Raw genomic sequence first — 22,351 nt, 5'->3', positions numbered from 1 at the left:
TTGCGCAGCAGGAATTAGGCGTATTCAAAACACCCACGTTTTACTTAGAGATTACGGAAGGGGATTTTTATAAACGCTATTGTGAGGTGGTTAGTTGTCACACTTCTTTCTGATTATGGAAAAAAGGTGATAATTATGGAAACGTTCTAGATGACAAGAAAACCACCCCGCGCCGTACGAAGCAAAAGGGTGGTTCACAAATAAAATAAACTTTAACAACCATCCCCCTGACGGTAAAGGTTGCAAGGGAGAAGTGTTAGTCGTTGTGGATCTATGATTCAAACCATTTTTTCTAATGGGACACAATAGAATTAAGTCTCATGAGTTGTTATTTTTTTCAAAAGAAAAAGACTGAAAGAGTGGTATTATCCCCTACAGGTAGACAGTAACTTAGCTATGCTGAATCAAGCCTTAGTATTCGTTGAAATACTCTTGGATCTTTTTAGAGTCTTCGGTTTTGGTGAGTGCCAACATCAACAGGATACGAGCTTTTTGAGGGTTAATGTTGCCAGAATTGACGAAGTGGTTGTCTACGTCAATTTGTTCGGGAGTAACCATGCCTACTGGTACACGGGTGTCACGAACAACGACAACACCATTCTTCACAGCATCCTGCAGACCCGGAAGCGTTTTTTCATGGATAGAACCGTTACCTGTACCAGCGTGGATAATTCCCTTCGCACCGGCAGCAACCGTAGCGTCAACTATTACACGGTCATCATTGGCATGTGAATAAACAATATCAACACGATGCAGATTGTCTTCAGTGATCTTGCGAATGTCAAACTCGGAATCAGTGGTGTGCTTTTTAATTGGCAGGTTATAGAAATAGGGTTTACCGCCTTGTATAATGCCGAGGGAGCCGAGCTCCGGATTATTGAAAGCATCAACGTCGGTGGTATTAGTTTTAAATGTGTCGCGAGCACTTCCAATCTTGTCATTCAGGGTGATCAGGACGCCCTTGCCGCGTGCTTCTTTGGAACCAGCAAGTGCTACAGCGTTGTACAGGTTCAACGGACCGTCAGCAGAGATTGACGTAGAGGGGCGCATTGAACCAACCACGACGATCGGTTTGTCAGAATGAACAGTCAGGTTGAGAAAGTAAGCCGTTTCCTCCATTGTGTCGGTACCGTGGGTGATGACAACACCGTCACACTTTGGATCATCCAATACCTTTTGGACTTCTTTCGCCAGTTTGACCATTATGGCATTAGTGTTAGACGTACCAGAATCAATGCGTGATATCTGCTCAGTGGAAATGTTAGCAATATCTTTTATCGTAGGAACTGCTTCTATTAGTTGATTTGGGGTTAGGACGCCAGCCTGATAGCCGGTTGTTTGGGTAGAATTAGAACCAGTTCCTGCGATGGTGCCACCCGTTGCTAGAATTTTAATGTTAGGTAATTTTTTCTCAACAGGATTGGTTGTATTAGATGTTGTAATCTGTTTAGCTTCAACCGGATGCAATGCACCAGTGTAACTTGAAGAGATGGTGATAATCCCGGTTGACATTAATGCTAGTGAGGTGAGAGCAACTTTTTTCTTTGTAGTTAGTTTCTTCATTAGAAATTCCTCCATATAATGTGTGATTGGCAAAAATAAAAGTGAAACTTCCATCAGTGGGATCTTACTGCCCGTTAATTCGGGATAACTCTTAGTAAGCGCTTTCGTATTTGTTCTAAAAAAGGATAATTTTAATCTATAATAAGAACTACTAAAAACTACAAAAACTCACAAAAAAATCAGAATTTAAAAAAATAATAGTTTTAATACCAGTTAGCTGAAATGAAAACGATCATGTATGTGTATGGCTGAATGAACTATAGGGGTAATATTTTTATCAAAGAAGATTACTACTCGCGACTAGTTGATGAAATTCACGTAAATGGAAGTCGGCATTTAATTTAGGGTGACAGTCTTTCATTTGCTATTGTGCTAAAGTATTATTGTGTTAAAATTCTGAAAAATTGATTGACAGATAAGGTTACGTCACATAGAATAATTATCATAGCAATAGGATTATAGAATATGAATAAAGGGATGATTATCCATGAGGCTGCGAAAAAAAATAGTTCAATTTTCAAAAATGGTTATAAAAGAGGCTGGACTCCAATTCTAATAGGAATCGGAATCCAGCCTCTTTCTTTATTATACTAAAGTGCTAGAGGAGGAACGTTAATGATAACATTAACAGGTCAAAGTTTAACATTAAAACAAATGAAGGAAATTTTATTCGGAAATCAGAAGGTAAGCGCTTCAGAAATGAGTATGGAGTCTGCTAGAAAGAGTCGGGAAGCAGTAGAGAGAATAGTTTCAGAATCAAAAGTAGTCTATGGGATTACAACAGGGTTTGGAAAATTTAGTGATGTCCTTATTAATAAAGATCATGTTCAAGATCTTCAGCTTAATTTAATTCGTTCACATGCTTGCGGCGTAGGTGAGCCGTTCCCGGAGGTTGTTGCAAAAGCAATGGTTCTTCTTCGCGCTAACGCACTTTTAAAGGGCTATTCTGGAATTAGGCCGCTTGTTATTGAAAGGTTATTAGATTTAGTAAACAAGGATATTATCCCTGTGATTCCGCAGCAAGGTTCCCTTGGAGCAAGCGGAGATTTGGCACCGCTTTCACACTTGGCGTTAGTGCTAATCGGGGAAGGAGAAGTATTTTATAAAGGAAATCGAATGGATTCACTTGAAGCCTTACAGCAAGAAGGAATCTTCCCAGTAACACTTGAGGCAAAAGAAGGCCTTGCTCTTATCAATGGAACCCAAGCAATGACAGCAATGGGAGTTGTCGGTTATCTAGAAGCAGAACAACTCGCATACCAAAGTGAGCTAATTTCCTCTATGACCATTGAAGGATTACATGGGATTATTGATGCCTTTGCTGCAGAGGTTCATATCGCAAGGGGTTATCAGCAGCAAATTGATACCGCTGCACGAATCCGAGGTTACCTAAGCGATAGTTTATTGACGACGACACAGGGGGAATTGAGAGTACAGGATGCTTATTCCCTCCGCTGTATCCCGCAAGTTCATGGTGCCACGTGGCAAGCACTTGATTATGTAAAAGAAAAATTAGAAATTGAGATGAATGCAGCAACAGATAATCCACTAATTTTTGATGATGGTGAAAAGGTCATTTCCGGTGGTAACTTCCATGGACAGCCAATTGCGTTTGCAATGGATTTTATGAAAATTGCTGTTGCGGAATTGGGAAATATATCAGAACGACGAATTGAACGATTAATCAACCCACAGTTAAATGATTTACCGCCATTTTTAAGCCCTGAACCGGGACTACAATCTGGTGCTATGATCATGCAATATGTTGCCGCATCTCTTGTATCAGAAAACAAAACGCTGGCACATCCAGCAAGTGTAGATTCGATTCCTTCTTCGGCGAATCAAGAGGATCATGTAAGCATGGGAACGATCGGTTCAAGGCATGCTCATCAAATTATTCAGAATACTAGAAGAGTCCTCGCAATTGAGTTCATTTGTGCGATGCAAGCGGTTGAATATCGTGGGGTTGAAAAAATGGCAAGCCAAACAAAGCTGCTTTATGAGAAAGGAAGAGAAATGGTTCCTTCCATTAAAAAAGACCGTATATTCTCAAAAGATATTGAAAAATCTGCTGAAGGTCTGAAAACAATGAATCTCTCAAAATTACTTCAGCAAGTGGACAAAGTAAACAAATAAGAAGAAGACCTACTAACAAACGTAATTGAAAATGAAATTCATATTTTAAGACGCCTTTTAGATTCCTGCTAATCTTCTAGTAATTTTCTCTATGCTCTTAATGAATTGATCGATTAAAAAAAAGAATTATCAACGCAATCAACAAATGCTAGAGTAAGGAGTTACTATAACTATAATAAGAGGTGTTATATGCAAAATACTGCACTTAAATCCCAAGAACCAGTACAAGAACACAAGTATGGCGAACATTTAGAAAGAAAGCTTAAAACACGGCATCTTTCCATGATTGCTATCGGAGGAACAATTGGAACAGGGTTATTTTTAGCCAGTGGAACCACGATTCATGATGCTGGTCCTGGTGGAGCTTTAGCTGCCTATATAATTGCAGGAATAATGGTATATTTTATCATGGGCAGCCTAGGAGAAATGGCATCTTTTATTCCGATTTCAGGTTCTTTTAGTACGTATACCTCAAGGTTTGTCGACCCAGCACTGGGTTTTGCTGTTGGTTGGAACTATTGGTACAATAATGCAATTATTTTTGCTTTGGAATTATCAGCATCAGCAATGATCATGAAATATTGGTTTCCCGATGCCCCAGGTATTATTTGGAGCGCAAGTTTCCTTATACTTATTTTTGGCCTAAACGTTTTATCCGTTAAGGGTTACGGTGAATCAGAATTTTGGTTTTCATTGATTAAAGTGGCAACCATATTAATCTTTATTGTTGTTGGATTATTAATGATCTTTGGAATAATGAAGGGTCATACTGGCGGTTTTGAAAATTTCACAAAAGGAGAAGCACCATTTAAAGGCGGCTTGTTATCCATATTTAGTGTATTTATGGTAGTAGGATTTGCTTTTCAAGGCACGGAGCTTGTCGGAATTACAGCCGGTGAAAGTGAAAATCCTGAGAAAAATTTACCTAAGGCAGTGAAACAGATCTTCTGGAGAATTTTATTGTTTTATGTTTTAGCGATTTTTATTATTGGATGCATAATTAGCTATAACGACCCAAAATTATTAAGCGCAGATTTAGCGAATATTGCAGTGAGCCCGTTTACTTTAGTATTTGAAAATGCTGGTCTTGCTTTTGCGGCAGCTGCCATGAATGCAGTAATCCTTACTTCAGTTCTGTCAGCAGGAAATTCCACTTTATACGCCGCTTCGCGCGTCCTTTGGGTATTGGCGGAAGAAGGAAAAGCTCCGTCATTCTTGAAAAAAGTAAATAAAGGTGGTGTTCCAATTTACGCATTATACATGTCAACCTTTGTTGGGATGCTGTGCTTCCTTACCTCCTTTTTTGGTGATGGAACTGTTTATTCTTGGTTATTAAACGCTGCTGGCTTAGCTGGTTATATCTCTTGGTTAAGTATTTCGGTTACACATTATCGATTCCGTAAAGCTTATGTTGCACAAGGAAAAGATTTCAAAGACCTGCCCTATAAAGCAAAGTGGTTCCCATTAGGTCCAATTTTGGCGACAGTATTATGTTTAATCGCAATGCTTGGAACAAATTATGCGGCATTTATCGGCTCTAAGGTTGACTGGTATGGTATATTGGTTTCTTATATTGGACTACCTCTATTCCTAATGGGTTATTTAGGCTATAAAATTGTTAACAAAACAAAAATGGTTCCATTAAAAGAGGCGGATTTCCGCAGAGATTAAGTATTTATTATTCATCTCATAGCATTCTTTTCATTTGTTTTAAAATTTTCAAAGTAGTAACTTGAAGACCCCTATTATTTCAATATTTTGATGTATGGGCGGAATGGTGTAATAACGCTCTTAAAGCCTTGATATATATGGGTTATTGAATAAGAGAGTAAATTTCTAACATTTTGACTATCCGAGGATATTAACGGAAGCTTCTCATAAGTTGAGTAAACTTTTGGGGGGCTTCTTTTTTATTTCTTGCGTTACGTTGCGAGAGGCAAGCACCCTTGAAAAAAATTAGCTGTGTTAAAGGTTATTGTTGATTTTGCCACTCTGTTGATTGGAGCAAAAGGCGCGAAGACTCATTTATAATTATTAGAATATTATTTTAGTAGAAGGGAGAATTGAAAAGAGAACACCAGAAACTAACAAACATTTAATATTAATCATTTTTGTATCCGCTTGCAATTTTATACACAATTTGTAATTTTCGGAATTTATTATTATAATAGAGTAAAATTCTATCATTTATGATGTTTCATCAGTTTGAATCCGTTTTTAATTATAGAAAAGGGGGGGTCTTGTTGATTCAGATAAAGCAATTATACAAGTCATTTGATTCATTGGATGTGCTGAAGGGAATCGATTTGTCTGTTCAGCCGAAGGAAGTGGTGGTATTGGTGGGAGCCAGCGGTTCAGGAAAGAGTACATTGCTGCGCTGCATTAACTTCCTTGAAGTTTATGATAAAGGAGAGGTATGGATAAACAACGAACAGATCGATCCGGGGAAAACGGATTTAAATCGCGTACGTGCAGAAGTTGGGATGGTCTTTCAACATTTCAATCTCTTTCCTCATAAAACAGTGCTGGAGAATATCATCGAAGCCCCGATGCATGTAAAAGGAGAAAGAAAGGAGGATGCGAAGAAGGCGGCCTATAGTCTTCTGGAGAAGGTGGGATTAAGCGATAAGGCCAATACATATCCGAATTTATTGTCCGGGGGACAGAAGCAGCGGCTTGCCATCGCCCGTGCGCTTGCCATGAAACCCAATGTGATGCTTTTTGATGAGCCAACCTCCGCGCTTGATCCAGAATTGGTAGGGGAAGTTTTGCAGGTCATGAAAGAACTGGCCAATGAAGGGATGACTATGGTAATAGTTACCCACGAGATGGGATTTGCCCGGGAAGTAGCAGATCGTGTTGTCTTTATGGGAGATGGACAGATTCTTGAACAGGGGGCACCTAAGACGTTTTTTGAAAATCCGCAGCATGTAAAAGCAAAGCAATTTCTTAACAGTATTCTATAGCCAATGATAAGGGGGAAGAAAATATGAAAAAGTCAATTATCAGTCTTGTAGCAGCCTGTATGGCTGGAGTTTTGATCATGTCAGGGTGTGGAGCGAAAGAACAAGTTTCCCAGTCGACTTCTGCAGGGAAAAAAGAGTTTCACTATGCCATGAGTGGGCTGTTCAAACCGTTTAATTATAAAGAAAGCAACGAACTGAAGGGATTTGATGTTGAGATCGGCAAGGCACTTGCTAAAAAAATGGGAATGAAGGCCGTTCCGGTAACGAATCCTTGGGAAACGATCATCCAAGGCCTACAAGCCAAAAAATACGATGCCATCCTGGGCAGCATGACGATTACTGATGAGCGAAAAAAGGTGGTTGACTTTTCAAATCCTTATTACAGATCAGGCTCACAGGTTTTTGTATCGGAAAATAATACGGATATCAAATCGCCGGATGATTTGAAAGGGAAGCGTATCGGGGTCGCCAAGGGAACGCCTTATAAGGATCTGGCGTTAAAATACACATCAAAAGAAAACATTGTTGAATATGATACAGATTTAGTGGCTCTTATGGATCTTCCTACCAAAAGAATTGACGCTGCAATAACCGATCGAATGGTCGGACTGCCAATTATCAAGGCCGGCACCGTTAAAATCAAGGATGTTGGAAAGGCTATGACACATGATGATCAAGCGATTGCCGTCAGGAAAGAGGATAAGGAATTAATGGACAAGATGAACAAGGCTTTGGATGAAATCATAAAGGACGGCACTTATGACAAAATTTCTAATAAATATTTTGGCCGCAACATTTTAGGAACAAACAACTAGAGTGGGTGAAAAAGGGTGCCCTCGAGGGGCACCTGATAACAGATCATACGTGGGGTGAATCCATTTGCTAGAAATTCTTCTTTCCAATTATAAACTTTTTTTTGAAGCAACGTTGCTTACGCTTAAGGTTACCATTACATCTCTTCTGATTGGCTGTCTTATTGGCTTAATTTTTGCCTTTTTTCGTCTCTCTAATAACAAAATTTTGAACTTTATTGCTCATGCCTATATCACCTTGATCCGTGGAACTCCGCTTATTGTTCAGATCGCGGTTCTTTATTTTGGCATCACATCGATTGTGACTCTGTCGCAGTTCTGGGCCGGAGCGATTGGCTTGGCTATTCATTGCGGGGCTTATATTGCCGAAATCTTTCGCGGGGCCATTCAATCTATTGACCGCGGGCAAATGGAAGCTGCAAGATCACTTGGAATGTCCTATCCGTTGGCAATGAGAAGAATCATTCTGCCCCAAGCGTTTAAATCAGCCATCCCTTCACTCAGTAACCAGTTCATCATTGGTTTAAAGGACTCTTCTCTTGTTGCCTACGTGGGCATGGGTGATTTGTGGGGGGCGGGCCTTAGCGTCGCGGCATCCAGCTTTCAACAATTGAATTCGTATGTGATTGTAGGATTGTATTATTTTGTTCTTGTGTTTATCTTCTCTTTCCTCTCCGGCAAACTAGAATCAAGAATGAATGTAACAGAGCCAGGAAGGAAGCAGAAGTCAAATTCAATATTTAATCCTTTTAAAAAGCCGGCGGAAGAGATAAACAGGGTGTAATTAAAAATAAGGTTGAAAACGAGGGCTGTCAGGTCCTGAAAAAAAGCGGATTAGACACATGTAAATGTGGGTTCTAATTCGCTTTTTTTGGGTGGGCTAATCCCCCTCTTGTAGAAAGGAAGATTAACTGGAGATTTTTAGGGAATTAAAGGACCTGAAATGGTGCTGTCACATCAGAATAATCTGTTTGAAATAATTCCAACCTCTTTTTGTTCTATAATATTTATGATTGCAAAGTATAGAACTTTGGATGTCCTTTACTAAGGAATATTCATAGAAAGGGGAATGTTTAAATGGATTTTTGCACAAATTGTGGTGAAAAATATATGAATCTAGTAGATTTCTGTACAAACTGTGGTTCTAGGGTTGCACAAGATAATAAGAACATGCCCTCAACAACGCGCATGGAAATTAAGAAAAATCGTTCGAAAACGAGATTATTAGTAGGACTCGGATCGATTATCGGTTTGTTGCTCGTCATAAGCGTTACTTCCTTAATAGATAAAGGTTTTCATAAGTCTGAATCTAAATCAAATTTAGCTGCCACCAAAACGATTGATCAATCAAAAGATAAAGCTGTAGAAAATAAAGATCAATCTAGTCATGATCACCATTCAACAAAAGAAAAAAGTCATGAAAGTTCAAATCTTTCCTCTTCAGATCATATTTTGCCTGCTAGTGATAAGAGGTTGGTGAGTGAAGAAGACATTGCTAATCTTACAAAAGGGCAGCTGCGTTTAGCCAGAAATGAAATCTATGCACGTCATGGGTATGGCTTTAAATCACAGGATCTGCAAGCATATTTTTCAAGTAAGTCATGGTATCATCCAGACCCTTCCTTTGATGGCTCTTTAAATGAAGTAGAAAAAGAAAATGTAGATTTCATAAAGGTGAGAGAGGACAGACTTTAGTGAGTTTCTTTTTTTAGGAAGACCCAAGTGATTAATCTTCACTTGGGTCGTGATTTAAGTCGTATTAGCGATTTTCTTCATTTGTAGGAATATCCAATTTGATTGTGTAAGAATCCAATAAGGTATATAAATTATAAATTTATGAGTGAAATAAAAAAGCCGGTCAGTGACCGGTGTAATCTATAAAACATTATAGGGTAACCTTCACCTCAGTACCGTCTTTAGCTTTGACATCTACCAGCACGATCCCTTTATGATTTTTCAGTTCCTTTACGATTGGCTTTAGCGTTTTTTGTCTATCAGTGGAATGGTAAAGTCCAGTTTTTTTCTTTCGAAGTGCTCTTTTGTCCATTTGTTTGCATGGTGATGAAGCAATTTTGAAGATAAAATTGATATACCCATGTTTAAAATGGCATATGGAATGGGGATGGTGAGCCGAATGTCTTTTGCTTTCACTTTTAAATGCAGCATAAGCAACTCACTATTCAATGATGACAGAAACGGTATCTCCGTTTGCCGATTTAACATCAACAATTTGGCCATCCAATTCGTTTTCCATTGCTTCAATAATCAGGTTTATGTCTAGATCCTTTACATATTTTTCTGATTGAGGAATACTCGCTGCGATGCTGTGTCCAGCCTTTAATACTACCTGGATAAGTTTTATGGGCAAATTGACCGTGACGTTATCATTTTCAGCTGATACCACACGAATTTTTAAGGTTTTATCTAAATATTTAGTTGGTTTTTGTACTAGCTTACTTCCTGCTTCTTCTTTCTCTTTTAATTCTTGGATAAGTTCTGATCCCTTATCTGCATCAATTTTTCCTTCTTGGACCATTGTTAATACTTTTGCAATTTCCTCTCTCATGGTAAATTCCTCCCTATTCGTCTTTTAAGAGCTTAATGGCTTCTTCAGGAGTGATTTCGCCATTTTCCAACATGGCGACAACCTTTTTCTCGTCTACTTCATTTTTCTTCTTCTGCCCATATCCAAGGGATGAAATGATGTCTGTTAGCTTGCCTCGAACCGTTGGATACGAAATCCCCATTTCCTTTTCAACTTCTTTGATATTCCCTCTGCATGTTAAAAATACTTCCACAAAATGAAGCTGATCCTTTGATAATGACGCCAGCTTGGATAATTCAAATTCATTTTCAATCGTCGTGTGACAATGAGAGCAATGCAACTTCGTAATCTTCAATGTTTTGCTGCAGACGGGACAATTTGTAATTACTTGATAGGCCATAATGAATTCCTTTCTTTTATTTGATTATATATCGAGAAGTTTATATAGTAAATAAGGAAACTTAATATTATTAACAAAAACATTAAAATAATTAATTAGTGAATCAATATTATTAATTTGGCGTTTTTATTCATCTAATATTGTGATTTTTAATTTTATGAAGGAATATGAGAATGCAAAGTAGGAGTGGTTTTATGGAAAGTTGCTTTGCCTCTGGTTGTACGAACGCTGGGATTACCCCTTAATGTGGGGAATAGCTGGAGAGTGCTGATATTCAGTAATCGGGTGCTATTGTGGAACAAAACTATTTAAGAAAATTAGATATTTAAATTTGAAGAGGTTATATAGCTTTGCACTTAAACTAACATATGCATTTTAGTTTAATAAAAAATGATGAATAGTAAATGACTACACACAACTCAATAACTAAATTGGTTGTTTTTTTGTTGACATAAAATATATCCTAATGTTAGGGTATATTTATCCTAACATTAGGATAAATAATTATAGGATAAATATTATTATGGTAAAGGGAGAGAACTTTAATGAGTGTTTTATCAATTATTCTTCAAGTTATATTAGGATTAGGATTCCTAATGTTTGGATTTATGAAGTTCGGATCACAGCAAATGGTGGAAGGGTTTAAGCATTATGGGTATCCTGGATGGTTTAGAGTATTTACAGGATTAGTTGAACTCGTTTCGGCAGCTTTAGTAATTGCAGGTATTTGGAATGAGACATTGGCTGCTTGGGGTGGATTATTCATTGTGGCAACGATGATTGGGGCTATTTTCACTCATATCAAAATGAAAGATACAGTCAAAAACATGATGATGCCAATCATTTTATTAATTCTTGGATTAATAGTATTAATGATAAATTTCGGATCTTTACTTGGATAAACGGCTAATGAATCGAAAGGAGAGATATAATACATGGAAGTTCAAGTTATTAAACCACGAGATCAAGCGATTGGGCAATTCGATGGCGGTAAAATAATAGAGCAAAAGCCGATTGGCTTTTCTGGAGAAGGTTCACTCATTAATCGGTTGGGACCATTGTTTTACTGGGCTTGGGGACATTCTCAAGAACCTGCTGAAATTGGTCTACATCCTCATCAAGGTTTTGAAATCATCACTTATGTAATCAAGGGTAAAGGTTATCATCGTGATACGCTTGGTACAGTTAGTGTTGTAGGGGAAGGCGGCACCCAGCTCATGCAAACAGGATCTGGTGTGTATCACGCAGAAGCATTAAAAGAACCATCTGAAATATTTCAAATCTGGTTCGAACCGATTTAAGCCAAGCACTAAAACGTACACCTACTTATTCACAATACGATTCTAGTGAATTTTCTGTAACAGATAAAGATGGTGTGAAAATTAAAACAGTACTAGGAAACAATTCACCAATGAAAATTGTGACAGATGCAGCGATGTGGGATATCTCCATTCCGAATGGTACGGTATATACCCATAGTCTTGCTCCATACCAGACATTAGCTGGTTTAGCTATTAGGGGCGATGGATCGTTCACATTAGATGCAAATCAACCGACTCATTTTAGACATAAGGATTTTGTTATTGTTCAATCAGGAATTAGTGGGGAAATAGCCATTCAAGCTTTAGATAAAGACCTTAGAATCTTCTTAATTGAAGTTCCAACTGAAGTTGAATATCCTTTATACAGAAAACCAAGATAACCTAAATTGAATGTTATCGTAATAGGAGGTGCGGTGAATGTATCAAGTCGATGAACAAAGTCAGTTAGATTTGAGGTTGTTGCGTGTTTGGCTGAGAGCTTCCAAAGCTATTACTGAAAACCTACTGAAAGATATTGAAAGTCATAATCTTAGTAGGGAAAATTTTATGATTCTTGAATTGCTTTACAGTAAAGGTCCGCATCCTGTCCAAAAGATCAGTGAGACGTTCTCTATTCCAAGTGGAAGTATCACCTATGTCGTAGATAAGTTAGAAAGGAAAGGGTTTGTAGAAAGAAAGCCAAACCCCAATGATAGAAGGGCTTCTAATGTAGTCATAACTGCAGAAGGAAGAGCACTTTTTAACAAGATTTTCCCAAAACACGTTGCAACAATTTCAGAAAATGTTTCATTCATTACTAATGAAGAGAAAGAACAGTTAATTTATTTATTAAAGAAAATAGGAATGGGTGCACAAAGTTTACAAAAGTAACAGATAAAACGAATTACTCCTAAAAATAAGAGGAATAAAAATCCACCATGTTACTCCACTAAAGGGCGCGATTGTTGAGCAACATCGATAGGAAATGATTAAACTTTTTGATAAAAGAATGAGTCAATTGAAAATATTAAGAGCGTGTTTTGATCAATCTTTTTTTCAAAACACGCTCTTTTCTATGATCACTTATCAAGGTTATTAGTATTAATTTGATCAAACTTTATTTTAAAGCAACAATAAAACGCATTAGGCCAGCCTTTTTAATGAATGTCGTTCTTCTATTCGTTTTTCAATTCTTTCCAAAGCCTTTTTATCATTTAAAAGATCCTGTTTATTTTCTTCGATAAGCTCTTTCAATGATTTAATATCTTTACGCACCTAAATACAGCTCCTTTCAATATATTCGTCTGAATATTCTATATTATAATAATACACGAAATAATCGTACTTTAAACTAATGTTTTTGAACAATTTGTGAAGTTTTTTACATATAAAAAAGATAATTTTAAATGAAGCGGGATGTAATCATGAGTAATTGTAATAAAGGATTTACTCGTCAATTTTTTATGCGTTCTCCTGCCTTTATTTTTAGTACAAATGTTTTATCTACTAAAATATACTTTTGGTGGGAATCATTTCCTTCCGGAGAGGGAGCCCCCTTAAGGTGTATACCGATACACACCCTTTTTTAGACTGATAATATCAGTATGTCCGAGATCTATAGATTAATTTCCAGTTAGCTGAAATTCTACACCAGAACCTTAAATTTATAATTTCCCTAAAAATCGACATTATCTCTTTAAATGTGTTATACAATTTATTATTGACAAACCAAATGTGACATACTATTATAATACTAGCAAATAAAAAACGCTTACATTTTAAGAAATTAAAATTGTCTATCTTATAAAATTCAAACAAAAGGGAGTTTTTCTAATGGGAACTATCATTTGCCAAATTTGCAATAACACAATTGATCATTTTGAGAATGAGAAAGTATCAACTTTGTACGGACAATGCACTTGCTGTGATAAAAAACAAAAGAAGACTTCTAAATAATTCAAGCATAAATCAATACTATAAAAGCCGTTCTCAAATGTTGAGAACGGCTTTTATAGTTAATAAATTATCAATATATGGTATTTTTTCTCAGGATAATAACCAAATATTTAACTATAAAAGAAACAAACCCCCTTTTTCTTCAGATAACTTTTAATAAAAGGGGTTTGTCTACACTCTGAAGCGCGTTCTTCATTGAACGTGCTTTTTGCATAATTTTATAGAATAAATAATTGAGGAAGCTCACATAGTTTGAAATAAGTGTAATTAAGTTATGGGCAGGATTGTTAAAGAAAGTGGGGGGATTTTTATGTTAGTTAGAGAGATAAAACATGAAGATGCAGAGAATTTCATAAATTTAATTAAGCCAGTGTAGCTCTATATAAGAAAAGTGGATTTGAAATTGAAGGTACGAAGAGAAATTCACTTATGATTGATGGAACGCCTTTTAATGAGTATTATATGTCTAAATTATTATGAGTATCTTTACTCCGTTAAAGGGCGCATTTCTATAGCAAGAAATGTGCTCTTCTTAATGAATCGGGCCATTATATTGAATAAGAGGTTTAATAAAAATCCATTTTTTATGCAATCACCAGGTTTCTTCAGAAGCCGAAAACGTTGATTTATCAACAATGTATAGAATCATGCATAAACAATAAAAAACGAACAAATGCCAAACTATTGAACCATAGGGTTTGGCGTTTTTAGTAACTTCATATAGTTTTCGATCTGTTTACCTGCTGAATAAGTTATTTTTAATAATTGTCTTTGGAATTATAAGAGGGAACCATTAGGTGAAATTTAGGTTTAATTATGATCACAATAAATTTGTTGATCTTTATCTATACCTTTTATCATTGCATACTTATTACCCCATTCACACATTGTGTTTAATACTGGTACAAATGATCTTCCTAAATCAGTTAAGCTGTATTCTACTTTTGGTGGTACTTCTTTAAATATTTCTCTTCGTACAAGTCCATCTCTTTCTAACTGTTTCAATTGATCTGTTAGGACTTTTTGTGTAATTCCAGGTATTAATTCGTAAAACTCTTTTGTCCTTACTGATTTTTGACTCAAGAAAAAGAGTATTAAACATTTCCATTTTCCACCTGCAATGTTCATAAAAATGTTGATTCCAGTATTATAGTTAACCATGTGCTGTCCCTCCTGAATAGGCACTTAAAAGTGGTTATACCACATTTTTGTGCGTTATTTTCTTATTTATTATTGCTTACTATAATTAAAGGAGCAATAAATAAAAATTTCGGAGTTGATATAATGAGTGTAAAAAATATTTTGGAAAAAAGACGTTCAGTTAGACATTATGATTCAAGTTATAAAATAAGTTTAGAAATTCTAATCTCATTAATTGAAAGTGCAAGTAAGTCACCTAATGGAAATAATATTCAAGCAACTCGATACTTAATTATTGATGATCCAGACTTAAGAAATTTATTGCTACCTATAGCTTTTAATCAACAACAGGTGGTAGAAGCTTCAACTTTAATTGTTATGTTGGGAGATTATCAAGCGTTTGATAAAGATAATATTATTAAAATACATAAAGAAGGCTTTCAAGCAGGTTTTTTTGATGAATCGCTAAGAGATTATCTAGCGAATGCTGCAATAAAATATTATGAAAATAAATCAACTGAAGAACTAAAGCTAGAATTAACTAGAGATGTAAGTCTTGCGTCAATGTCATTAATTTTGTTAGCAAATGAAGCAGGTTTTGAAACAATTACTATGTCGGGCTATGATTCTAAAGAATTAAAAGCAATCTTAAATATTTCTGAAAGGTATTTAGATGTTATGCTTATAGCTATTGGTAAATGTACTAAAGCGGGTCATAATACCGTAAGGCATAATGTAAATAAGGTAATGTATAGAAACAAAATAATTTAATGCTCTTATAGTTGTGACCGCTTGAAAGAGACAACACAGTTTTTGCTTAATAAATTGGGACATTTTTTTCCAGTTAGAGTCTTGCATTTTTACATGGAGAGGCGTGTATGATAGTCTTATTCAATCATGCAGCCCTTTGTTTGTCTTTTCCAAGCAATTTATTTATTGTATGTCTTTGTAGTATCAATACTCAATAAAAAATGTATTATATATGCTAATATTTATGCAAATTTGGAAAGCTATGCTTGCTGCACTAACGTGGCAGGTTAGTTGAAGAGAAAGATGACTCCTTACGTTCCATTTGAACCAAATTCGTAGTAAGAGAAAAAAAGACCTCTATACAGGAGGTCTAAGGACTTTTGGAAGATTTTAAATGCTGATAATCAATTAACTTTATAGCAGGACGATCCTTGATATTTCTCCAAAATAAATTTGGTTCAATGCCAAATGTTAATTTATCAGTACCATAAAATTTGCGATTCTTAATACCCCCGCTATGCGGAGAAACAGTGACTATAACCATATATGGATACTCATGACGATTATCTTGGAGATGTGATTCTTTAATTTCCATAACATTATAGTGATTTTCCCAATCAAAGGACATTCCACTTATGGATTCATCATTGTATTTTTTCCTTGCAGCATTAAGTATTTCAGGGATTAAAAGGTCTAACATAAAATTTTTAAAATGTTGTTCTTGTGGAACATCATTTGTTACACGGTATAAATCATCACTATATCCTTTGCGGTGATACTCTTCTGCCAATACAAAATGTGTACAAAAAAGGAAGATTAAAACTAAGGTTAAAAGTGATTTTTTGAAAATTTTCATATGTCACCTCCTTATAGTTGTAATATTTGTGAAAAGATACAATCTATTCTTGATTTATTTTTGAAGATATTGTGAAGCAATGTACTTAAGCTAACGGGTGCAGAAAATTTGGGCAAGCATTTGTTGAAGGAGAAAGGTTTGGGAAATTAGCAGAAGGTGTTTCGACAGTTAAGGCATTAAGAGAATTAACCATACAGTATGACGTTGAACTTCCAATTTGTAAGGCTATATATGAGATAATATATGGAGAATAAAAATCCAAAAGAAACACTTGAAGAAAAAAACACTGCAACCCCTTGAAATAAAGGGAGTTGCAGTGTTTTTTACGTAAATAGAGATCCTCCGGATGGTCTGGTTTTTGGCATGTTAGTTTAATATTGTTACCTTTAATTGTTTTACTCCAAAATTGATCGCATCTTGATTAGAAGGAATAAAGATATCAATTCGATTTCCTTTAATGGCTCCGCCAGTATCTCCAGCGATTGCATTTCCATAGCCTTCTACATAAACTTTACTGCCAAGCGGAATAACAGATGGGTCAACTGCGATGACCTTTGCATTTGGGTTTGCTTTAAGGTTAATACCAGTAGCGGTAGTACCGGAACATCCCTCACATGAAGCCGTATAGGCTGTAGCCTTCACAGTAATTTCCCTTGAACTTGTATTAGTAGTTGATGCAGCTTCTACCGCGGGTTCACTTTCCCTTGGTGCTTGCGCTGCAGGCTTTGCTGATGCTGTATGTGCAGCAGGCTTCGTTTGTTTTTCTGTTACAGTAGTATTAGTCGTATTTAAACCTTCATAGATTAATAGATTTAATCCAGGATGGATGAGATCGGTAGTTAATTTGTTCCATTCTTTAAGTTGCGAAACAGTTACCTGATAATCCATAGCTATATCCCATAGTGTATCACCTTGCTTAACATCATAATGTTTTTCCGGTGCAATGGTTAGTTCATCCCCAGGATGAATAAGGTCCGTCGTAAGATGATTCAACTTTTGTATATTTTCTAAAGATGTATTATTTTCGCGTGATAGATCCCAAAGGGTATCCCCTTTTTGTACTGTTACTGTTGCAGCTTGTACATTAGCACTTACAGTTACTGAGAGTACAGCAACTGCTATTATTGATATAATTCTTTTAAGCATTCTTTTACCCTCCTTGTTCTTTGGTTGCTAAGTTTTTATAATCGTAACATGGATTTTTCTGAAACAAAGAACAGGGAGATGTTAAATCCTTTACGTCCGTGGCGTTTATATTACAATAGTATTTCCAATCCCATTTTAATAACTTTCGATATTTTTGCCCCAATACAATCTGCATAAGGATAACATTTCATAATTTTTTCATATTTTCTTACTGAAAGTACACACCAAGTGGATAAATTAGATAGGGAAGTGATAATGCCATTTCTACAATAAAGGAGGAATGTAAATAAAAGAAAAACAGACGGACTAGGAGCAGCAACTGCAAGAAGCAATCAACAAAAAAGATCAAAAAGTTTTGTTTTCAGGTTTTATATTGTTAGCCAAAGGGGAAACTAGTAAAGATAACTTGGAAAGGGAGGAATGAAAAATGGATGTTCCATTCACATCAAAGGAAGTCATTACTCAGATCCAGAAGTTACAGAACCAAGGTAATTCTCTACGTAAAAAAGAGGTAAAACAACTTTATCCTGATTTAATGCGGAGTGCTTTGTATTACTACCCAAGTTGGCAGCATGCCATAGAAGAAAGTAAAGTAGGCTAGAATATTTAATTTACATCAAGATTAGAATAATATGAACTCTGATAACAAAAAAGGTTTCGCTCCCCGCGAAACCTTTTTGTTGTGCTTAAAGTTTCTTTAGCGCAATAAAAATATTGATCAGTATTAATACCTATTTTTAAATTAGAGGTACCACCATAAAACCAACGCAAATACAATAAATGAAAAATAATAGTTTATTGTTCTAATAATAAGGAAATAATTGGTCATATTCAAATATTCTTTAATTGACGCAATTGATTTGAGTTGGGATTAATAGGAGTGGTACCAATGAGGAAAATAAATAAATTAGCAGACTTATGTTGGGAGGGATTAACTTTAAAACACGTTTCTCACAAAGAGATTGTTATTCCTTATGTACTCTTTTTTATTATTACATTGATTTTTGAGCTGTTTTTATCTTTTTTGTTTATCTTATCTTTTTTTCTATTCAGTAAATATGGATATAAACCTAATATTCAATACTATATGAGCGCTGTAATTTTGATTTTAATGTTAATCATTACAGTTCAATTGCTAATTACAACAATGAAGGTAGATAAAACCGTTACGAAATGATGATACTTTAGATTGTTCGAAAAATTTATTCAAACAAATGGCACGGTTTCGCAAACAAATCTTATAGTTTCACAAACAAAATCCAACTTGGGCAAAGAAACTCGCTCTTTTTCGAATATGCGGGAGCTGAGGGGCTTAGAGCTGTGGAGGAAATGGTAAGAAAAAACAAGGAAAAAAGAAGGCTTTATCATAACTGCTCTGGGAAACATATGGGTTTTATCACAGTTTGCCGTGAACTTGGATATCCAGTCGAAGGATACTGGGAAGTAGATCACCCACTCCAACAACAACTATTGAATATTCTAGCGACATTTTCCGAAGTACCCATTTCAGATATAAAAATTGGAAAAGACGGTTGCGGAGTCCCTGTTTTTGCGGTTCCATTAAAGAATATGGCCATGACTTATTTAAAATTAGCCTGTCAAGATTTAATTAAGGACCCATTATTGCAAAAAGCAGTTACACAAATGACTAGCATTATGAATGAGCATCCCATTATGATTGCTTCAGAGCAATTTATTTGTTCCGTATTGCTACAGGATCAAAATATCGTGGCAAAAGGCGGAGCACAGGGGGTATATTGCTTTGGCTTGAAAAATGAAAGACTTGGATTTGCCTTAAAAGTGTTAAATGGTTCTGAAGATGTTTGGCCAACAATTGTAGCCGCTATCCTTGAACAAATTGGTTACAAAAATAAAGAAACGATTACTAGTTTAAGAGATTTAAAACCATCCATTATTAAGAATGATGCAGGGGCTGAAGTTGGGACGGTTAATGAGCGGTTTTTGCTTATCGGAACTCATGAGGAACCTGTAAAAAATCAGGAGATTTAATACGAGTTGGTGGTTCCGCAACTTAATTGAGTATGCTAGGTGGGTGTTTATGCTAAAGGAAGTTTGTGTGGAGAATTTTACAATGGTTCCTGGGGCTATAGCAAGTGGTGCTAGTCGGATTGAGCTTTGTGATAATCTGTCAGTTGGAGGCACCACAGTGAGTCACGGGATAGCTGCCAAAACCATTCAATATTGTCATAACAAAAATATTAAGGTAATGACCATTGTTAGACCCAGGGGTGGAAACTTTATTTATAATAAAGAAGAAATAGAGATAATGCAAAATGATATTGCCCATTTTAAACAGTTGGGGACCGATGGAGTTGTAATTGGCTGTTTAACTGACTCGGGTTGGATTGATGAGGGAGCCATGCTTACTTTGCTAGAATATGCAAAAGGGATGGAAATCACATTTCATATGGCTTTTGACCAGATAAAGCACGACTATCAGTTTGAAGCAATTGATTGGCTAGTGAAACACCATGTGAATCGGATCTTAACTCACGGAGGTCCGAGTTCTTCACCGATCGAAAATAACCTTATCAGGTTGAAGGAATATGTGGATTTTGCGAAAAACAGAATTATTATTCTGCCTGGTGGGGGAATCACTGACAAGAACCTAAATTATATCGCAAGTAAATTAAATATCGATGAAGCTCATGGGACAAAAATAGTAGGAAAGCTAAATTCCGGTGCCTGTGGTCAAGCCCCTAATTAATGGACACCACTAAAAAACAACAAATTTAAGTGCTTTTTGGGAATTCATAATACCAATTAAGGGGTCAGTCCTCCACTACTTTAAAGTAGTGGAGGACTGACCCCTTTTTAGCAATCTCTTTTGACCAATCACGATTGCCTTATTTTCCTCCTAAAAATTTTTTAAGAGCTTCTTTATTTTGATGAAAGTCCACTTCTAATACTTCACCAATCCCTTCATAACGTTTATTTTGAAAACTGCCATCTTCAGGGATTCGAATTGTTTCTATGTCTCCACTTTTCTTAGTCAAAATGTCTTTTCCAATCGTCAAAAGTGTGTAAGTATCAATATTTGTATCGATGTATGTTTTTAGAAGACCTAATAACTTAGGAAGTTTCACCACAATATGTGGACTTACAGCTTTTTCTTTTAATTTTGAGATCACTTCTTGCTGTCTTTGTACCCGTCCGAAGTCACTTAAACGATCATGACGAAAACGGACATATCCTAACAGCTCTTTACCATGCAGTTGTTGCTTTCCTTTTTCTAACTTCATTCCTATGCCAGAAGACATCTCATAGGGTACGTCTACTTCAATTCCATTTGGAACGAGGAGATCGACAGCTTTTTCGAATCCTTTAAAGTCGACTATCGCATAATAATGAATATCTAGCCCGAAATTTTCTTTAATGGTTTCCTTCAGTAATTCTGGACCCCCATATGTATAAGCTGCATTTAATTTTTGTGGGTTATGTCCAGGTATAGAGACATACATATCACGCATTAAGGAAATAAGTTTCACCTGATGAGTGTGTTGATCATAATGTGCAATCATGATCGTATCAGTTCGAGCTTGTTTTTCTCCGCGGGAGTCACTTCCTAATAAAAGAACATTTACTGCATCATTTTTATTTTTCTCCCCTTGAAAAGAATGTTTTGCTTCAACTTTTTTAAGTGGTTGGTTCAGCTCTTCTATAGTTCCTTCTATGTACTGAAATACAGTAAAAAGACCAACCAAAAAGATACCTATGAGAAGAAGGGCTTTAAATACTCTACCCCATCTTACTCTTTTTCTTTTCTTTCTCGTTCGTACCAAACTTTGCACCACCTAGGCTGAATAATAATTAATTTACACGATATTCATATGTATCTATTAGATTATGGACGCTTCTTCAGTTTCTGAAAGGGTTAAACAGAAAAGAAGGAGTTTCGATCTTTTTAAATAAACCCTTAAAGTAGTCATTATCCCATAGTTACTTTACATCTTTTTGAATATTAGGTTACATTTTTTTGAAAATCGGATTACATAATCGTGTTGCCTGTCACACCTCGGATTTTTTCGAAGATTGATAGATTAATAAGTGTCAGGCACCGTCAGTTAGATTGTAAGGAGTATAGGCACAAATTCCTAGTTCAGAAGCTCACTGAGGTTCCTTTTTAAAAGAGTCATAGTTGAAGACATGTCTCGACAAACTTTTCAGGTGTTTGAAGGGATAAAGCCAGGAATGGAACGTGCTGAGGCTGCTATTAATCAAACGTTTGTGTAGTAGGGAAAAGACGGGCAATTAATAGAATTATGTAAGTTAAATAGAAACCTATCTGATTTTGTGGAATGTTGGGTTATTTCCTGCGAAATACACTTCCAGTTCTCGACAATTTTCATACTTGTTTGGCAGAGAAGGTTCTTATTAATCAGTACTTGTAGCTGTTTTAACCAAACGTTTGAATAGTATAGCCTATATAGAATTTAGTCGAAAGGCTGTCGATTAGTGACAAAAGTGGTTGGGGCGGTTTCTATCTCCAATTTTAATATCATTTTTCAACAATTTATTTATGCCATATTGAGGACTGATTCATATTTATCAAGGAGTGCAGTCATTCTAATCAAACGTTTGATTGAAAGGGAAATTTGAGGGAAATAGGCGGAGTTTGTCATTTCATCGATTTGTACTAGAGTGAAGATATCCTTCTCATGCACATAGCATTAGCGTTATGCAAATGGCCAGATAACTTTTTCTTAACAAAATAGGGTGAATCTTAAACAAAAGTGAGACCATGGGGACAGTTCGAAAC

23 protein-coding genes and 3 pseudogenes are annotated in these 22,351 nt (G+C 36.0%); 17 read left to right on the top strand and 9 right to left on the bottom strand.

Going from position 1 to position 22,351, the window contains the following annotated elements; translation table 11 throughout:
• Window positions 1-411: 411 nt before the first annotated feature.
• On the bottom strand, window positions 412-1,563 hold the full coding sequence (locus J7E66_RS27135; protein WP_215005902.1) for a type II asparaginase: 1,152 nt from the start codon (window positions 1,561-1,563) through the stop codon (window positions 412-414).
• A 615-nt stretch (window positions 1,564-2,178) separates the two neighbouring features.
• Between J7E66_RS27135 and hutH the strand changes: the two genes are divergently transcribed.
• The 6 genes from hutH to J7E66_RS27105 all read left to right on the top strand — a co-directional run bounded on the left by hutH (window position 2,179) and on the right by J7E66_RS27105 (window position 9,172).
• A complete protein-coding gene (gene hutH / locus J7E66_RS27130; RefSeq protein WP_215005899.1) occupies window positions 2,179-3,699 on the top strand; it encodes a histidine ammonia-lyase in 1,521 nt (506 codons plus the stop codon).
• A 189-nt stretch (window positions 3,700-3,888) separates the two neighbouring features.
• The gene (locus tag J7E66_RS27125; RefSeq protein ID WP_215005896.1) at window positions 3,889-5,370 is read left to right on the top strand and encodes an amino acid permease; all 1,482 of its coding nucleotides are present in this window, start codon (window positions 3,889-3,891) and stop codon (window positions 5,368-5,370) included.
• Between the two features lie 572 nt (window positions 5,371-5,942).
• Entirely contained in the window at window positions 5,943-6,665 is a 723-nt protein-coding gene (locus J7E66_RS27120; protein ID WP_215005893.1) for an amino acid ABC transporter ATP-binding protein, read from the top strand.
• Window positions 6,666-6,688: 23 nt separating this feature from the next.
• Window positions 6,689-7,480 carry an ABC transporter substrate-binding protein gene (locus J7E66_RS27115; RefSeq protein ID WP_215005891.1) on the top strand — a complete coding sequence of 264 codons (792 nt, stop codon included), beginning with the start codon at window positions 6,689-6,691 and terminating at the stop codon, window positions 7,478-7,480.
• A 64-nt stretch (window positions 7,481-7,544) separates the two neighbouring features.
• On the top strand, window positions 7,545-8,261 hold the full coding sequence (locus tag J7E66_RS27110) for an amino acid ABC transporter permease (protein WP_215005889.1): 717 nt from the start codon (window positions 7,545-7,547) through the stop codon (window positions 8,259-8,261).
• Between the two features lie 293 nt (window positions 8,262-8,554).
• Window positions 8,555-9,172: a YARHG domain-containing protein gene (locus J7E66_RS27105; RefSeq protein ID WP_215005887.1), complete on the top strand. Its 618-nt coding sequence runs from the start codon at window positions 8,555-8,557 to the stop codon at window positions 9,170-9,172.
• 190 nt (window positions 9,173-9,362) lie between these two features.
• Here J7E66_RS27105 and J7E66_RS27100 read toward each other — a convergent pair.
• The 3 genes and pseudogenes from J7E66_RS27100 to J7E66_RS27090 form a co-directional block, all read right to left on the bottom strand.
• Window positions 9,363-9,643 (bottom strand): annotated as a pseudogene (locus tag J7E66_RS27100) (hypothetical protein).
• A 10-nt stretch (window positions 9,644-9,653) separates the two neighbouring features.
• Window positions 9,654-10,043 carry an SHOCT-like domain-containing protein gene (locus tag J7E66_RS27095; protein ID WP_215005885.1) on the bottom strand — a complete coding sequence of 130 codons (390 nt, stop codon included), beginning with the start codon at window positions 10,041-10,043 and terminating at the stop codon, window positions 9,654-9,656.
• 13 nt (window positions 10,044-10,056) lie between these two features.
• Window positions 10,057-10,422, bottom strand: coding sequence for a DUF2089 domain-containing protein (locus tag J7E66_RS27090; RefSeq protein ID WP_168241107.1), 366 nt, complete (start codon window positions 10,420-10,422; stop codon window positions 10,057-10,059).
• Between the two features lie 545 nt (window positions 10,423-10,967).
• Here J7E66_RS27090 and J7E66_RS27085 point away from each other — a divergent pair.
• From J7E66_RS27085 to J7E66_RS27075, 4 genes are all read left to right on the top strand, one after another.
• A complete protein-coding gene (locus J7E66_RS27085) occupies window positions 10,968-11,324 on the top strand; it encodes a DoxX family protein (RefSeq protein WP_215005883.1) in 357 nt (118 codons plus the stop codon).
• Window positions 11,325-11,357: 33 nt separating this feature from the next.
• Window positions 11,358-11,723, top strand: a complete 366-nt coding sequence (locus tag J7E66_RS32690; protein ID WP_308162602.1) for a pirin family protein — start codon at window positions 11,358-11,360, stop codon at window positions 11,721-11,723.
• A 110-nt stretch (window positions 11,724-11,833) separates the two neighbouring features.
• The gene (locus J7E66_RS32685) at window positions 11,834-12,124 is read left to right on the top strand and encodes a pirin family protein (protein ID WP_308162601.1); all 291 of its coding nucleotides are present in this window, start codon (window positions 11,834-11,836) and stop codon (window positions 12,122-12,124) included.
• Between the two features lie 37 nt (window positions 12,125-12,161).
• On the top strand, window positions 12,162-12,614 hold the full coding sequence (locus tag J7E66_RS27075; RefSeq protein ID WP_215005881.1) for a MarR family winged helix-turn-helix transcriptional regulator: 453 nt from the start codon (window positions 12,162-12,164) through the stop codon (window positions 12,612-12,614).
• Between the two features lie 252 nt (window positions 12,615-12,866).
• Here J7E66_RS27075 and J7E66_RS27070 read toward each other — a convergent pair whose 3' ends face one another.
• Entirely contained in the window at window positions 12,867-12,998 is a 132-nt protein-coding gene (locus J7E66_RS27070) for an FbpB family small basic protein (protein WP_215005878.1), read from the bottom strand.
• A gap of 558 nt (window positions 12,999-13,556) precedes the next feature.
• Here J7E66_RS27070 and J7E66_RS27065 point away from each other — a divergent pair.
• Window positions 13,557-13,679: a GapA-binding peptide SR1P gene (locus J7E66_RS27065; protein ID WP_215003857.1), complete on the top strand. Its 123-nt coding sequence runs from the start codon at window positions 13,557-13,559 to the stop codon at window positions 13,677-13,679.
• Between the two features lie 366 nt (window positions 13,680-14,045).
• Window positions 14,046-14,159, top strand: a pseudogene (locus J7E66_RS32115) (GNAT family N-acetyltransferase); the annotation flags it as partial.
• A gap of 330 nt (window positions 14,160-14,489) precedes the next feature.
• Here J7E66_RS32115 and J7E66_RS27060 read toward each other — a convergent pair.
• The gene (locus J7E66_RS27060; RefSeq protein WP_215005875.1) at window positions 14,490-14,840 is read right to left on the bottom strand and encodes a winged helix-turn-helix transcriptional regulator; all 351 of its coding nucleotides are present in this window, start codon (window positions 14,838-14,840) and stop codon (window positions 14,490-14,492) included.
• A gap of 123 nt (window positions 14,841-14,963) precedes the next feature.
• Here J7E66_RS27060 and J7E66_RS27055 point away from each other — a divergent pair, with 123 nt between their 5' ends.
• On the top strand, window positions 14,964-15,590 hold the full coding sequence (locus J7E66_RS27055) for a nitroreductase family protein (protein ID WP_215005872.1): 627 nt from the start codon (window positions 14,964-14,966) through the stop codon (window positions 15,588-15,590).
• A 349-nt stretch (window positions 15,591-15,939) separates the two neighbouring features.
• Here J7E66_RS27055 and J7E66_RS27050 read toward each other — a convergent pair whose 3' ends face one another.
• Window positions 15,940-16,425: a DUF3888 domain-containing protein gene (locus J7E66_RS27050; protein WP_215005869.1), complete on the bottom strand. Its 486-nt coding sequence runs from the start codon at window positions 16,423-16,425 to the stop codon at window positions 15,940-15,942.
• Window positions 16,426-16,586: 161 nt separating this feature from the next.
• Here J7E66_RS27050 and J7E66_RS32110 point away from each other — a divergent pair.
• Window positions 16,587-16,679 (top strand): annotated as a pseudogene (locus J7E66_RS32110) (hypothetical protein); the annotation flags it as partial.
• A 112-nt stretch (window positions 16,680-16,791) separates the two neighbouring features.
• Here the strand turns inward: J7E66_RS32110 and J7E66_RS27040 are convergent.
• Window positions 16,792-17,571, bottom strand: a complete 780-nt coding sequence (locus J7E66_RS27040) for a LysM peptidoglycan-binding and 3D domain-containing protein (RefSeq protein WP_215005866.1) — start codon at window positions 17,569-17,571, stop codon at window positions 16,792-16,794.
• A 427-nt stretch (window positions 17,572-17,998) separates the two neighbouring features.
• On the opposite strand from J7E66_RS27040, the gene J7E66_RS27035 reads away from it, so the two are divergent.
• The 3 genes from J7E66_RS27035 to J7E66_RS27025 all read left to right on the top strand — a co-directional run bounded on the left by J7E66_RS27035 (window position 17,999) and on the right by J7E66_RS27025 (window position 20,299).
• Complete coding sequence (locus tag J7E66_RS27035; protein WP_214713086.1) at window positions 17,999-18,172, top strand: hypothetical protein; 174 nt, start codon at window positions 17,999-18,001, stop codon at window positions 18,170-18,172.
• A 728-nt stretch (window positions 18,173-18,900) separates the two neighbouring features.
• Window positions 18,901-19,581 carry an asparaginase gene (locus J7E66_RS27030; protein WP_251033164.1) on the top strand — a complete coding sequence of 227 codons (681 nt, stop codon included), beginning with the start codon at window positions 18,901-18,903 and terminating at the stop codon, window positions 19,579-19,581.
• A gap of 49 nt (window positions 19,582-19,630) precedes the next feature.
• Complete coding sequence (locus J7E66_RS27025) at window positions 19,631-20,299, top strand: copper homeostasis protein CutC (protein WP_215005862.1); 669 nt, start codon at window positions 19,631-19,633, stop codon at window positions 20,297-20,299.
• 139 nt (window positions 20,300-20,438) lie between these two features.
• On the opposite strand, the gene J7E66_RS27020 is transcribed toward J7E66_RS27025, so the two are convergent.
• Window positions 20,439-21,383 carry an LCP family protein gene (locus J7E66_RS27020; RefSeq protein WP_308162600.1) on the bottom strand — a complete coding sequence of 315 codons (945 nt, stop codon included), beginning with the start codon at window positions 21,381-21,383 and terminating at the stop codon, window positions 20,439-20,441.
• Window positions 21,384-22,351 lie beyond the last annotated feature (968 nt).

The sequence above is a fragment of the Bacillus sp. ISL-7 genome (genome assembly GCF_018613065.1).
This window is presented reverse-complemented; position numbering and strand designations above follow the sequence as displayed.

What these genes read in the sequence shown, in the direction of transcription:
- J7E66_RS27135 (WP_215005902.1), bottom strand. Translation starts at nt 1,563, where the DNA reads ATGAAGAAACTAACTACAAAGAAAAAAGTTGCTCTCACCTCACTAGCA.
- hutH (WP_215005899.1), top strand. Translation starts at nt 2,179, where the DNA reads ATGATAACATTAACAGGTCAAAGTTTAACATTAAAACAAATGAAGGAA.
- J7E66_RS27125 (WP_215005896.1), top strand. Translation starts at nt 3,889, where the DNA reads ATGCAAAATACTGCACTTAAATCCCAAGAACCAGTACAAGAACACAAG.
- J7E66_RS27115 (WP_215005891.1), top strand. Translation starts at nt 6,689, where the DNA reads ATGAAAAAGTCAATTATCAGTCTTGTAGCAGCCTGTATGGCTGGAGTT.
- J7E66_RS27105 (WP_215005887.1), top strand. Translation starts at nt 8,555, where the DNA reads ATGGATTTTTGCACAAATTGTGGTGAAAAATATATGAATCTAGTAGAT.
- J7E66_RS27095 (WP_215005885.1), bottom strand. Translation starts at nt 10,043, where the DNA reads ATGAGAGAGGAAATTGCAAAAGTATTAACAATGGTCCAAGAAGGAAAA.
- J7E66_RS27090 (WP_168241107.1), bottom strand. Translation starts at nt 10,422, where the DNA reads ATGGCCTATCAAGTAATTACAAATTGTCCCGTCTGCAGCAAAACATTG.
- J7E66_RS27085 (WP_215005883.1), top strand. Translation starts at nt 10,968, where the DNA reads ATGAGTGTTTTATCAATTATTCTTCAAGTTATATTAGGATTAGGATTC.
- J7E66_RS32690 (WP_308162602.1), top strand. Translation starts at nt 11,358, where the DNA reads ATGGAAGTTCAAGTTATTAAACCACGAGATCAAGCGATTGGGCAATTC.
- J7E66_RS32685 (WP_308162601.1), top strand. Translation starts at nt 11,834, where the DNA reads ATGAAAATTGTGACAGATGCAGCGATGTGGGATATCTCCATTCCGAAT.
- J7E66_RS27075 (WP_215005881.1), top strand. Translation starts at nt 12,162, where the DNA reads ATGTATCAAGTCGATGAACAAAGTCAGTTAGATTTGAGGTTGTTGCGT.
- J7E66_RS27065 (WP_215003857.1), top strand. Translation starts at nt 13,557, where the DNA reads ATGGGAACTATCATTTGCCAAATTTGCAATAACACAATTGATCATTTT.
- J7E66_RS27060 (WP_215005875.1), bottom strand. Translation starts at nt 14,840, where the DNA reads ATGGTTAACTATAATACTGGAATCAACATTTTTATGAACATTGCAGGT.
- J7E66_RS27055 (WP_215005872.1), top strand. Translation starts at nt 14,964, where the DNA reads ATGAGTGTAAAAAATATTTTGGAAAAAAGACGTTCAGTTAGACATTAT.
- J7E66_RS27050 (WP_215005869.1), bottom strand. Translation starts at nt 16,425, where the DNA reads ATGAAAATTTTCAAAAAATCACTTTTAACCTTAGTTTTAATCTTCCTT.
- J7E66_RS27040 (WP_215005866.1), bottom strand. Translation starts at nt 17,571, where the DNA reads ATGCTTAAAAGAATTATATCAATAATAGCAGTTGCTGTACTCTCAGTA.
- J7E66_RS27035 (WP_214713086.1), top strand. Translation starts at nt 17,999, where the DNA reads ATGGATGTTCCATTCACATCAAAGGAAGTCATTACTCAGATCCAGAAG.
- J7E66_RS27030 (WP_251033164.1), top strand. Translation starts at nt 18,901, where the DNA reads ATGGTAAGAAAAAACAAGGAAAAAAGAAGGCTTTATCATAACTGCTCT.
- J7E66_RS27025 (WP_215005862.1), top strand. Translation starts at nt 19,631, where the DNA reads ATGCTAAAGGAAGTTTGTGTGGAGAATTTTACAATGGTTCCTGGGGCT.